The following is a 12,391-nucleotide window of genomic DNA, read 5'->3' as shown; positions in this document are numbered from 1 at the left end:
GGTGCCGTGGTTGGCATCGATTGGTTTGATCTCACTTCTTCAGGACTCGCCTTATGAGCAAACACAGCAAACCCGCAGCCCGCCTTGATCGCGCGCAGCTTCCCCGCCTCGACGCACACACCTTGGGCACGTGGCGGCAAGCCCCCGCCATCGGCATCGTGCATTTGGGGCTCGGCAATTTTCATCGGGCGCATCAGGCGTTGCTGACCGAGATGGCCATGCACAAGGCGGGCGGCGATTGGGCGATCTGCGGCGTTAATCTGCTGGATGACACGGCCATGCAAGCGGCGCTAGCGCCGCAAGAAAATCTGTACAGCGTGCTGATCCGCGACGCGGCGGGCGAGCAAGTGGTGGTGGTGCAATCGATACGCGAAGTGCTGGTGCTGCCGCGCGAACCGGAGGCGGTTATGGCGCGACTGCGCGACCCCGCCACCCGTATCGTGTCGCTCACTGTCACCGAGAAAGGCTATTGCTACGACGCGCGCACCGGGGGCCTTGATCTGACGCACCCTGCTGTACAGCACGATCTGGCCCATCCGGACCAACCGTGCAGCGTGCCCGGTTTACTGGTGGCGGCTTTGAGGGCGCGCCGGGCCCAGCCGTTTACCGTGATGTCGTGCGATAACCTCGCACATAACGGTCGTGTGCTGCGCCAGGTGGTGATCGACTTTGCCGCGCAGATCGATCCTGAACTGGCTGCCTGGATTGCCGCCGAGGTATGTTTTCCGTGCACGATGGTCGACCGTATCGCGCCTGCCACCACAGATGCTGATCGTGCCGCAGCCGAGTTGGCATTGGGTGCAATTGACGCCTGGCCGGTACCGTGCGAGCGCTTTTATCAATGGGTGATTGAAGACCGCTTTGCGCAGGGCCGCCCGGCGTGGGAAAAGGTGGGCGCAACGCTCACCGACGACGTGATTCCCTACGAACTGGCCAAACTGCGCATGCTGAACGGTACGCACTCCACCATCGCCTATCTGTCTTTGCTGGCTGGTTTCGAAACGGTGGATCAGGCCATCGCCGACCCGACGATCTACACGCTGATCCGCAACATGATGACCGAGGAAATCGCGCCTACGTTGCGCATGCCCGCCGGCTTTGATGTGCTGGCCTACCGTGATGAACTCCTCGCGCGCTATGCCAATCCGGCGCTCAAACACCGCATTGCACAAATCTCGATGGATGGCAGTCTTAAATTGCCGCCACGCTTGTTGGGCACTTTGCAGGAACGGCTGGCGGCGGGGCTGCCAGTGCGGCGGCATCTGCTGGCGGTGGCGGCGTGGATGCGCTGTTTGTGGGGTGTTAGCGATCACGGGCAGCGCTTTGAGCTAAGCGATCCGATTGCGCCGCGATTGCTCAAAATCGCGGCCGATTGCAGCAATGCGCCCGATCAACTGGTGGTGCAATTGCTGGGCGTTAGCGAAATTTTCTCGCCGCAGTTGGCGCAGTCCGATCAGCTGCGCGTTGATCTGCTGCAAGCGTTGCTGGCGCTGGAAGACGGCGCGCTGCGCGCTGCCAAGGCGCTGGGCTGAGCGCGCGCCCGCCGCCACCGGCCCGCTGCCGCAACTGTCCGGCGGGCCGGTCAGCCAGACCCGCGCGCAGGGCGGGCCGCGCAAATTCATATATAATCGCGTGCTTTGCTGGAAGGGTGGTGCATGCACGTTTTTTATGAAGAAGAGGGTGGCTTCAAGGTCGCTACGGTCAAGGAATCGCAAACTGCGAGCCTGATGGTGGAAGACGTGCGCGGCAAGCGCAGCAAGGTGAAAGCCGCCAACGTGCTGCTGCGCTTTGAACGTCCGGGCCTCGATACCATCATGGTGGAAGCCGAACAGCTGGCTGCCGATATCGATATCGATCTGCTGTGGGAAAGCTGCGGCGAGCACGAGTTTGGTTTTGAAGAACTCGCGGCCGAGTACTTTGGCGCCAATCCCAACGCGCAATCGCAGATTGCCGTGGTGCTGCGCATCGTCGCGTTCCCGATGTATTTCTATAAGAAGGGTCGTGGCCGCTATAAAGCGGCCCCGGCCGAGAACGTGAAAGCCGCCCTGGCCGGGCTGGAGCGCAAACAGCGCGAAGCGGCCCAGATGGCCGAATGGCAGGCCGAACTGGTCGCCGGCAAAATCCCCGAGGCGTTTATGCCGCAGCTGAACAAGCTGCTGCATCGCCCCGACAAGAATTCCCTCGAATACAAAGCAATCGCCGCCGCCGCTGATGCCCAGCACATTGCGCCGCTGCGTTTGCTGCAAAACGTCGGCGCCATCCCCGACGTGGCCGAGTATTTTCTGCAAGGTTTCCTGATGGAAACCTTCCCTAAAGGCCGCGAAGCGCAAATGGCGGGCGAGATTGTCATGCCGGATGATCTGCCCCTTGCTGATGTACAGGCGTTCTCGATCGATGACGTCACCACGACTGAAATCGACGATGCGCTCAGCCTTAAAAAATTGCCCAACGGCAACTGGCAAGTCGGCATTCACATTGCCGCGCCTGCGTTGGGCATCCTGCCTGGCACGCCGCTGGATAAAGAAGTGTTTGATCGTCTGTCGACCGTGTATTTTCCTGGCGACAAGATCACCATGCTGCCCGACGAAGCCGTGGATGTTTTCACGCTGAAAGAAGGTTCGGCGCGCCCGGCGTTGTCGATGTACCTGGAGGTTTCGCCTGGCTACGACATCCTGTCGCATCGCTCAAAAGTCGAGCGCGTGCCGGTGGTGGCCAATCTGCGCCATGACCAGATCGAAGCGCACTTCAATGAAGAAACCGCCGGTCAGCAAGATGGCCCCGATTTTCCGTGGAAGACCGAGCTGACTTTCCTGTGGCGTATGGCGGGCGAAATGGAAGGCCGTCGCGGCCGTTCCGATCCGCCGCCGGGCCCGCCGCGCGTGGATTACAGCTTTTATGTAGATGTGCTGGAAAGCGGCGAAAAACGCGTGCGCATTCTGCCGCGTAAACGCGGTTCGCCCATGGACAAGCTGGTGGCCGAGATGATGATTCTGGTCAACAGCCAGTGGGGCAAGGATTTGAAAGAAGCCGAAGTCGCCGCCATCTATCGCGTACAGAACAACGGCCGCGTGCGTATGACCACGCAGCCTGGCCCGCACGTAGGCCTCGGCGTTGAGTTTTATGCCTGGTCGTCGTCGCCGTTGCGCCGCGCCGTTGACTTTATCAACCAGCAGCAGTTGATTGCGATGATCAATGGCAGCACGCCACGGTTCCAGCGCAATGACGCCGAGCTGTTCGCCGCGATTGGCGCGTTTGACGAGGCCTATGCCGCGTACGCCGATTTTCAGGACAAGATGGAACGCTACTGGTGTTTGCGTTACCTCGAACAAGAAAACAAGAACGAGTTTTCGGCCATGGTCATCAAGGAAAACCTGGTGCGCGTTGACGGTATGCCGTTGATGTTGCGTGTGTCAGGCCTGCCCGAACTGCCCGCCGGAACGTCTGTGGCGTTGCAACGTCTGAAGACCGACTGGCTGGAGTTGGGCCTCGATTGCCGTCTCGCCACGATCTGAACGCAGGATAGCCATCATGCAACCTAAACGTCCGTTGAATCGCTACCTGCCGATCCGCTTTGCCAATGGCGAGCAGATCCGGCAGTTTTCCAAGCCTTGTGTGCGTTGCGGCACCATGCTTAACGCGCGCGATATGGTCGGTGTGGCGCGCATGCTCGATGACAGCCTGGCCATCGCCGCCAAAGCGCATTGCCCCAAGTGTGGCGAGACGTTTGGCGTGGCCTGCCGGGTTGATAACCAAAAGCGTGTGTCGCGCGTCGTGTTTCCGGCGTTTTTGTTCAGCTGGTTTCTGCGCAACATGCCGCTGCAATCCAACGAGCGCGAGCCCGCGGATGACGCGCGCCTTGATGATGCCGCCGCCGCTGCTGCCCCCGCGCCTGCGCCACAACCGCAGCCTAAAAGCGTGGTGCGCGCCGAGGAAAGCGTGGGCAGCTATCGCGGCAAGGTGATTCCGGCGTGGGTGGAAGTAGATGGCCGCCAACTGCGGTTTGATCGTATTTCGTTGAATTCCAGCTTTACCCCGGAAGAGTTTTTGCTGGATGAATTTCTGGTTTATCGCGGTTGATCCTGCGCTAAGCCCTTTACCGATGCCCCGCGCTGCGGTGATCCCACACAGCCCTCGCATCAGACCTGGAACCTTGCTGGAAGACTGTTCATGAACCGTACCATGCTCAAATCCAAGATTCATCGCGTAACCGCCACGCATTCCGAGCTGCATTACGAAGGCTCGTGCGCCATCGATGAAGACTTGCTCGAAGCGGCCAATATCCGCGAGTTCGAAGAAGTGCAGATCTGGAACATCAACAACGGTGCGCGTTTTTCCACCTATGCCATCAAAGGCGCGCGCGGCTCGGGCGTGATTTCGCTCAATGGTTCGGCGGCACGCCAGGCGCAAGTGGGCGATCTGCTGATCATCGCCACGTTTGCGCAGTACAACGAAACCGAACTGGCCACGCATCACCCGGCGCTGGTGTATGCCGATGCCGAGAACAAGATTGCCCGCATCGGCCACGCGATTCCCACCCAGGAATAAGCTCGCGCCCCTTTGCATCCGCTAAAAAACGGCCCGCGTGGCCGTTTTTTAACGTCGCTGTGACTTTTGCGCATTGCATCACAGCGCTACTATCACCCCTCCCTGTCATGTCTTCAGAAGGCCTTGCCTATGCCGTCCGCCACCCAGGTCAAAGATTATTTGCTGTCGTTGCAGCAGAACATTGTTGCCACGCTCGAAAATCTGGATGGCCACAGTTTCCGGCTGGACCAATGGCAGCGCGAAGAAGGCGGCGGCGGTATTTCGCGGCTGGTGGAAGAGGGCGGTGTGATCGAGCGCGGCGGCGTTAATTTCTCGCACGTGCTGGGCAAAACCTTGCCGCCCAGCGCCACGGCGCATCGCCCTGAACTGGCAGGCCGCGCGTGGGAAGCCATGGGCGTGTCGCTGGTCATCCACCCGCGCAACCCGTACGTGCCCACGGTACATATGAATGTGCGGTTGTTTCGCGCCTATGCCGAAGGCCATGACGACGTGTTCTGGTTTGGCGGCGGTATGGATCTGACGCCGTACTACGGCTTTGAAGAAGACGCCGTGCATTTTCATCAAACCTGTTTTGAAGCGGTGCAACGCTTCGGCGCCAAGTACTACCCAGAATTCAAAGCCTGGTGCGATCGCTATTTCTTTCTTAAACATCGCAACGAACCGCGCGGCATTGGCGGGCTGTTTTTTGATGATCTCAGCGAGCTGGGTTTCGAGGGCGGCTTTGCCTTTATCAAGGCGGTGGGCGATGCGTTTCTGGATGCCTACGTGCCCATCCTTGAGCGCCGTCGCGAATATCAATACGGCGAGCGTGAACGCGATTGGCAAGCGTATCGGCGTGGTCGCTACGTCGAGTTCAACCTGGTCTGGGATCGCGGCACGCTGTTTGGCCTGCAATCGGGCGGGCGCACCGAATCGATCCTGATGTCGATGCCGCCGATCGTTAAATGGCGCTACGACTGGCACGCGCCAGCGGGTTCGCCCGAAGCCCGCTTGCATACTGATTTTTTGATCGGCAAAGACTGGCTGGGCAAGGCTGGCGTGGCCTGAGCCAACGGCGCGGCCATCGCGCTGCAAGCCGCGCCCCGCCTGTTTAAAACGTGTTTTTGCGTTTTGTAGTTGCATCCGCGCAATTACACGCCAGACGGCAACGCGCCGGAAAAGCTTGCTATTCGGGCATTTCCGGACGGTCCGGCAATTTTTGCACCGGTTTATGACGTCTTTTTGAAATTTCGCCTCTGTTTGGGGCGAAAAATCTGGCAATATGGTTGCCATTTTCCGCATTGCGTAATACCCCTACGTAACGCACCTTAGCGCCGGCTACCCCGCCGGCCACGTTGACGCCAGATACGCACGATCCGCATCGGCTGCTCGACCCCCGCAGTGAGTCGCTAACAAAACTGTTCTGGCCATCAGCCGGGCAGAAAAAACCTGGCCGCACTTCAGAACCATTCTGTTAGCGGCGCTTGCACCATGTAGATGTGAACCGACCAGGTCAACGCAACGTTGGCCTTTTTTGACCTGCGCGCCGAGAGGCGCTTAGCCAGAAGGAAGACCGTGATGGATCACGTGATGCCCCAGCCACAGGGGATGTACGATCCCGCACACGAGCACGACGCCTGCGGCGTCGGCTTTGTCGCCCACATGAAGGGCCAGAAGAGCCATTCGATCGTCGAACAAGGGTTGTTGATTCTCAAGAACCTGGATCACCGTGGTGCGGTCGGTGCCGACCCGCTGCAAGGTGACGGCGCCGGCATTCTGATCCAGATTCCAGACGCACTCTATCGCGAAGAAATGGCCGCACAAGGCGTGGCGCTGCCGCCCGCAGGCGAGTACGGCGTCGGCATGATTTTTCTGCCGCAAGAAGCCGCTTCGCGCGCAGCCTGTCAGGAAGAGATCGAGCGCGCCGTGCGTGCCGAAGGCCAGGTGGTGTTGGGCTGGCGCGATGTGCCGTCCAACCGCGATATGCCGATGTCGCCCACCGTGCGCGCCAAAGAGCCGGTCATTCGCCAGATTTTTGTTGGCCGCGGCGCCGATGTGCTGGTGACCGACGCGCTGGAACGCAAGCTGTACATCATCCGCAAATCGTCCAGCCACGCCATTCGCCGCCTCAAGCTCAAGCACGGCCACGAATTCTATGTGCCGTCGTTCTCGGCGCGCACCGTTAACTACAAGGGCCTGCTGCTGGCTGATCAGGTCGGTGTTTACTACGCCGATCTGGCCGATGCCCGCTGTGTGTCCGCGTTGGCGCTGGTGCACCAACGCTTCTCCACCAACACCTTCCCGACGTGGGATCTGGCGCATCCGTTCCGCATGATTGCCCACAACGGTGAAATCAACACCGTGCGCGGCAACGTCAACTGGATCAGCGCGCGTGAAAAAGCCATCAGCTCGCCCATCCTGGGCAAGAGCCTCGAAAAAGTCTGGCCGCTGATTTATCCGGGTCAGTCCGATTCCGCGTCGTTTGATAACGCGCTCGAACTGCTGGTGATGGGCGGCTATACGCTGGCCCAGGCCGTGATGATGATGATTCCGGAAGCGTGGGAAAAGCACACGCTGATGGACGAAAACCGTCGCGCCTTCTACGAATACCACGCCGCCATGATGGAACCGTGGGATGGCCCGGCCGCCGTCGCGTTTACCGATGGCCGCCAGATTGGCGCCACGCTGGACCGTAACGGCCTGCGCCCCGCGCGCTATCTGGTCACCAACGATGATCTGGTGGTGATGGCATCCGAATCGGGCGTGCTGCCGATCGCGGAAAGCCGCATCAACAAAAAATGGCGTCTGCAGCCCGGCAAGATGTTCCTGATCGATCTGGAACAAGGCCGCATCATCGACGACCAGGAAATCAAGAACACGCTGGCCAACGCCCGTCCGTACAAGGAATGGGTGGGCAAGATCCGTATCAAGCTGGACGAAGTCCAGACCGCCACCGAGATCCCGCAAGCGCCCTGTTCCACTATCCTGGATTGCCAGCAAGCCTTTGGTTATACGCAAGAAGACGTCAAGTTCATCCTCGAACCGATGGCGCGCCTGGGCGAAGAAGGCACCGGTTCGATGGGTAACGATGCCGCGCTGCCGGTGCTGTCGAGCAAGGCCAAGCCGCTGTATTCGTACTTCAAGCAGCTGTTTGCGCAGGTCACCAACCCGCCGATCGACCCGATCCGTGAAGACCTGGTGATGTCGCTGGTGTCGTTTATCGGCCCCAAGCCTAACCTGCTGGACCCGAGCGATATCAACCCGCCGATCCGTCTGGAAGTGTCGCAGCCGGTGCTGGCCGAACACGATATCGAGAAGATCCGTCATATCGAGAAATACACCGGCAACAAATTCCGTTCGCACGAACTGGACATCTGTTACCCGGCTGCCTGGGGTTCTGACGGCATCGAAGCGCGCCTGGCCTCGCTGGCGGCCGAAGCCGAAGACGCGGTCAAGGGCGGCGCCAACATCCTGATCATCAGCGACCGCAAGATGGACCGTAACCACGTTGCGATCCCGGCGCTGCTGGCCACGTCGCATGTGCATTTAAGCCTGGTGCAACAAGGCCTGCGCACCAGCACCGGTCTGGTGGTGGAAACCGGTTCGGCACGCGAGACGCATCACTTTGCCTTGCTGGGCGGCTTTGGCGCGGAAGCAGTGTACCCGTATCTGGCGATGGCCACGCTGGCCGATATGGCCAAGGGCGATGCCGAGCTGGCCACCAAGTACCAGAAAAACTTTATCAAGGCCGTCGGTAAAGGCTTGATGAAGGTGATGTCCAAGATGGGCATCTCCACCTATATGTCGTACACCGGCGCGCAGATTTTTGAAGCCGTGGGCCTGCAAAAGAGCCTGGTCGACAAGTACTTCTCCGGCACGCCTACCAAGGTCGAAGGCCTGGGCCTGTTTGAAGTGGCGGCTGAGACCTTCAAGCTGCACACCTCGGCGTTCTCGGCTGATCCGGTGTTGGTAAACGCGCTGGAAGCGGGTGGCGAATACGCCTTCCGTATCCGCGGCGAAGAACACATGTGGACGCCCGATTCGATCGCCAAGCTGCAACACGCCACGCGCGCCAACAAGTACGACACGTACAAGGAATACGCGCGTCTGATCAACGACCAGACCAAGCGCCAGCTTACGCTGCGCGGCCTGTTCGAGATCAAGCCTGTGGGCGAACCGGTGCCACTGGAAGAAGTGGAATCGGCCAAGGAAATCGTCAAGCGCTTTGCCACGGGCGCGATGTCGCTGGGTTCGATTTCGACCGAAGCGCACACCACGCTGGCCATCGCCATGAACCGGATCGGCGGCAAGTCGAACACCGGTGAAGGCGGCGAAGATGCGCGACGCTTTATCCCGCTGAAGCAAGGCGAAAAGCTGTCCGAAGTGATCGGCAAAGGCCGGATCGAGCGCGACTACACCTTCCAGGAAGGCGATAGCCTGCGTTCGGCGATCAAACAGGTGGCCTCGGGCCGCTTTGGCGTGACCGCCGAATACCTGGTCAACGCCGATCAGATCCAGATCAAGATGGCCCAAGGCGCCAAGCCGGGCGAAGGCGGTCAATTGCCGGGTCATAAGGTCAGCGAATATATCGGCTACCTGCGTCACTCGGTACCGGGCGTGGGCCTGATCTCGCCGCCGCCGCATCATGACATCTATTCGATCGAAGATCTGGCGCAGCTGATCCACGATCTGAAGAACGTCAACCGCAAGGCATCGATCTCGGTCAAGCTGGTTTCCGAAATCGGCATCGGCACGGTCGCGGCCGGTGTGGCCAAAGCCAAGGCCGACCACATCGTCGTGGCCGGTCATGACGGCGGTACTGGCGCTTCGCCGCTGTCGTCGATCAAGCATGCGGGCACATCGTGGGAACTCGGCCTGGCCGAAACCCAGCAAACGCTGGTGCTGAACCGCCTGCGTAGCCGTGTGCGCGTTCAGGTGGATGGCCAGATGAAGACCGGCCGCGATGTCGTCATTGGCGCGTTGCTGGGTGCGGATGAATTCGGCTTTGCCACCGCACCGCTGGTGGTGGAAGGCTGCATCATGATGCGCAAATGCCATCTGAATACCTGCCCGGTGGGCGTGGCCACGCAAGACCCGGTGCTGCGTCAGCGCTTTAGCGGCCAGCCCGAGCACGTGGTTAACTTCTTCTTCTTTATTGCGGAAGAAGTGCGCGAACTGATGGCTCAGCTGGGCGTACGCAAGTTTGACGAGCTGATCGGCCGCGCCGATCTGCTCGACAAGCGCGCAGGCGTGGAACACTGGAAGGCTGCGGGTCTCGACTTCAGCAATGTGTTCTATCAACCGGCCGTGCCGGCGGAAGTGCCGCGTCTGCATACCGACGTGCAAGATCACTCGCTGGAAAAAGCGCTGGACAACCAACTGGTTGAACGCGCCCAGGCCGCCATCGAACACGGAGAAAAAGTCCGTATCGAACTGCCGGTGAAGAACATTAACCGTACCGTCGGCGCCATGCTGTCGGGCGCGGTGGCCAGCCGTTATGGCAACAAGGGCCTGCCCGATGACACCATCCACGTGGCGCTGACCGGTACTGCTGGCCAGAGCTTCGGCGCCTTCCTGGCGCGCGGTGTCACGCTAAGCCTGACGGGCGAAGGCAACGATTACGTCGGCAAAGGCTTGTCCGGCGGCCGTATCGTGATCCGTCCTTCGGCTGACTTCAGCGGCTTTACCGCCGACAACATCATCAGTGGCAACACCGTGCTGTACGGCGCGACTGAGGGTGAAGCCTTCCTGGCGGGCGTGGGCGGCGAGCGCTTCTGCGTACGCAACTCCGGCGCGACCGCGGTGGTGGAAGGCGTGGGCGACCACGGTTGCGAATACATGACGGGTGGCACGGTGGTGGTACTGGGTCGCACCGGTCGCAACTTTGCGGCAGGGATGTCGGGCGGTATCGCTTACGTCTACGACATCGATGGCGACTTTGCCGATCGTTGCAATATGGCGCAGGTGGCCCTCGAAAGCGTGCTGCCGGCCAATGAGCAAGTCGACGCCGATGCGCTGCACCGCGGCCAGACCGATGACGCGCAACTGAAAGCGCTGATCGAACAGCACCACGCACTTACCGGCAGCCCGCGCGCCGCTGAATTGCTGGCGGACTGGACCAACGCGCGTAGCCGCTTCGTCAAAGTGTTCCCGAACGAATATCGCCGTGCGCTGAAAGACCTGGCGGCTGCGCCGGTTGCGCAGCAGAAGGAGATTGCATAAATGGGTAAGCCCACTGGTTTTATGGAATTCGACCGCGTTAGCGAAAGCTACGCACCGGTGGCCGAGCGCGTCACCAACTACCGCGAATTCGTGCTGCGTCTGACCGATCAAGCGGCCAGCACGCAGGGCGCGCGTTGTATGGATTGCGGCATTCCGTTCTGCAATAACGGCTGCCCGGTCAACAACATCATTCCGGACTGGAACGACCTGGTGTACCGCGGCAACTGGCAAGAAGCGTTGCAAGTGCTGCATTCCACCAACAACTTCCCCGAATTTACCGGCCGCATCTGCCCGGCCCCGTGTGAAGCGGCCTGTACCCTTGGCATCAATGCCGACCCGGTGGGCATCAAGTCGATCGAGCGTTACATCGTCGACAAGGGTTGGGAAAACAACTGGATCGCGCCGCAAATCGCTCGCGTTAAAACCGGTCGTACTGTTGCCATTATTGGCTCCGGCCCGGCGGGCATGGCCGCGGCGCAGCAACTGGCGCGCGCTGGCCATTCGGTCACGGTGTTCGAAAAGAATGATCGCGTGGGCGGCCTGCTGCGTTATGGCATCCCCGACTTCAAGCTGGAAAAATCCACCATCGACCGTCGGATGACGCAGATGGAAGCCGAAGGCGTGGTGTTCCGCACCCGCACGCTTGTGGCGGCCGATGGCAAGTTGCCGGCTGGCATCACCAACGACGCCATCACCGTGATCAGCCCGGACCAGCTCAAGGCTGAATTCGACGCCGTGTTGCTGACCGGTGGTTCTGAAGTACCGCGTGATCTGCCGGTGCCGGGGCGCGAATTGCAGGGCGTGCATTACGCGCTGGAATTCCTGATTCCGCAGAACAAGGAAGTGGCTGGCGACCAAGCCAACCCGATCAATGCCGGTGGCAAGCACGTGGTGGTGATTGGCGGTGGCGATACCGGTTCGGATTGCGTGGGCACCTCCAATCGGCATGGCGCGGTTGCGGTCACGCAGCTGGAAGTGATGCCGATGCCGCCCGAGCAGGAAGACAAGCCGCTGGTGTGGCCGTACTGGCCGCTGAAGCTGCGTACCTCCAGCAGCCACGAAGAAGGCGTCGAGCGCGATTTCTCGGTAATGACCAAAGAGTTCATCGGCGAAAACGGCAAGCTGACCGCGATCAAATGCGTGCGTCTGGAATGGCAAGGCGGCAAGCCGGTGGAAGTTGCGGGCTCGGAATTCGAGATCAAGGCGGATCTGGTGTTCCTGGCGATGGGCTTTACCAATCCGATCGCTAGCGTGCTGGAAGGCTTTGGCGTGGAGCGTGATGGCCGTGGCAATGCCAAAGCCAGCACGGATGGCGAAGGTTGCTATGCCACCAATGTCGGCAAAGTGTTTGCGGCGGGGGATGTGCGCCGTGGGCAGTCGCTGGTGGTTTGGGCGATCCGGGAAGGGCGTCAGGCGGCGCGGGAAGTGGATGCGTTTTTGATGGGTAGTTCCTTGCTGCCTCGTTGAGGCGCTTGCGCGTGTTGTGATGGAGAAGGCTCTGGCTTTTGGCTGGGGCCTTTTTTTATTTAGGTGGTGGCTGGTGGGTGATCTGTGGCGGGTTAGCGCAGATGGATTTTGAAGCTTTAAACCTTAACCGCTTAGCCTGCGGCGCATGTTTTGAAACCGGGGGGCGGCCCGTTGCGCC

The 12,391-nt window shown here is 60.4% G+C and carries 7 protein-coding genes; all 7 read left to right on the top strand.

What is annotated here, in order from left to right:
- Positions 1-53: 53 nt before the first annotated feature.
- The 7 genes from WG78_RS15635 (at position 54) to WG78_RS15605 (ending at position 12,213) form a co-directional block, all read left to right on the top strand.
- A complete protein-coding gene (locus WG78_RS15635) occupies positions 54-1,532 on the top strand; it encodes a mannitol dehydrogenase family protein (protein ID WP_053938776.1) in 1,479 nt (492 codons plus the stop codon).
- Positions 1,533-1,655: 123 nt separating this feature from the next.
- Entirely contained in the window at positions 1,656-3,512 is a 1,857-nt protein-coding gene (locus WG78_RS15630; RefSeq protein ID WP_053938775.1) for a ribonuclease catalytic domain-containing protein, read from the top strand.
- Positions 3,513-3,528: 16 nt separating this feature from the next.
- Positions 3,529-4,077 carry a hypothetical protein gene (locus WG78_RS15625; RefSeq protein WP_053938774.1) on the top strand — a complete coding sequence of 183 codons (549 nt, stop codon included), beginning with the start codon at positions 3,529-3,531 and terminating at the stop codon, positions 4,075-4,077.
- Positions 4,078-4,167: 90 nt separating this feature from the next.
- The gene (gene panD, locus WG78_RS15620) at positions 4,168-4,545 is read left to right on the top strand and encodes an aspartate 1-decarboxylase (protein WP_053938773.1); all 378 of its coding nucleotides are present in this window, start codon (positions 4,168-4,170) and stop codon (positions 4,543-4,545) included.
- Between the two features lie 129 nt (positions 4,546-4,674).
- On the top strand, positions 4,675-5,592 hold the full coding sequence (gene hemF, locus WG78_RS15615; protein WP_053938772.1) for an oxygen-dependent coproporphyrinogen oxidase: 918 nt from the start codon (positions 4,675-4,677) through the stop codon (positions 5,590-5,592).
- Between the two features lie 522 nt (positions 5,593-6,114).
- A complete protein-coding gene (gene gltB / locus WG78_RS15610) occupies positions 6,115-10,746 on the top strand; it encodes a glutamate synthase large subunit (RefSeq protein WP_236692060.1) in 4,632 nt (1,543 codons plus the stop codon).
- Positions 10,747-12,213 carry a glutamate synthase subunit beta gene (locus WG78_RS15605; RefSeq protein WP_053938770.1) on the top strand — a complete coding sequence of 489 codons (1,467 nt, stop codon included), beginning with the start codon at positions 10,747-10,749 and terminating at the stop codon, positions 12,211-12,213.
- Positions 12,214-12,391 lie beyond the last annotated feature (178 nt).

Origin of the sequence: Amantichitinum ursilacus (assembly GCF_001294205.1) — a bacterium.
Classification (GTDB): Bacteria; Pseudomonadota; Gammaproteobacteria; order Burkholderiales; family Chitinibacteraceae; genus Amantichitinum; species Amantichitinum ursilacus.
The sequence above is the reverse complement of the archived record's forward strand: the minus strand, read 5'-3'. Positions and strand labels throughout refer to the sequence as shown.

What these genes read in the sequence shown, in the direction of transcription:
- WG78_RS15605 (WP_053938770.1), top strand. Translation starts at nt 10,747, where the DNA reads ATGGGTAAGCCCACTGGTTTTATGGAATTCGACCGCGTTAGCGAAAGC.
- WG78_RS15635 (WP_053938776.1), top strand. Translation starts at nt 54, where the DNA reads ATGAGCAAACACAGCAAACCCGCAGCCCGCCTTGATCGCGCGCAGCTT.
- WG78_RS15625 (WP_053938774.1), top strand. Translation starts at nt 3,529, where the DNA reads ATGCAACCTAAACGTCCGTTGAATCGCTACCTGCCGATCCGCTTTGCC.
- gltB (WP_236692060.1), top strand. Translation starts at nt 6,115, where the DNA reads ATGCCCCAGCCACAGGGGATGTACGATCCCGCACACGAGCACGACGCC.
- hemF (WP_053938772.1), top strand. Translation starts at nt 4,675, where the DNA reads ATGCCGTCCGCCACCCAGGTCAAAGATTATTTGCTGTCGTTGCAGCAG.
- panD (WP_053938773.1), top strand. Translation starts at nt 4,168, where the DNA reads ATGAACCGTACCATGCTCAAATCCAAGATTCATCGCGTAACCGCCACG.
- WG78_RS15630 (WP_053938775.1), top strand. Translation starts at nt 1,656, where the DNA reads ATGCACGTTTTTTATGAAGAAGAGGGTGGCTTCAAGGTCGCTACGGTC.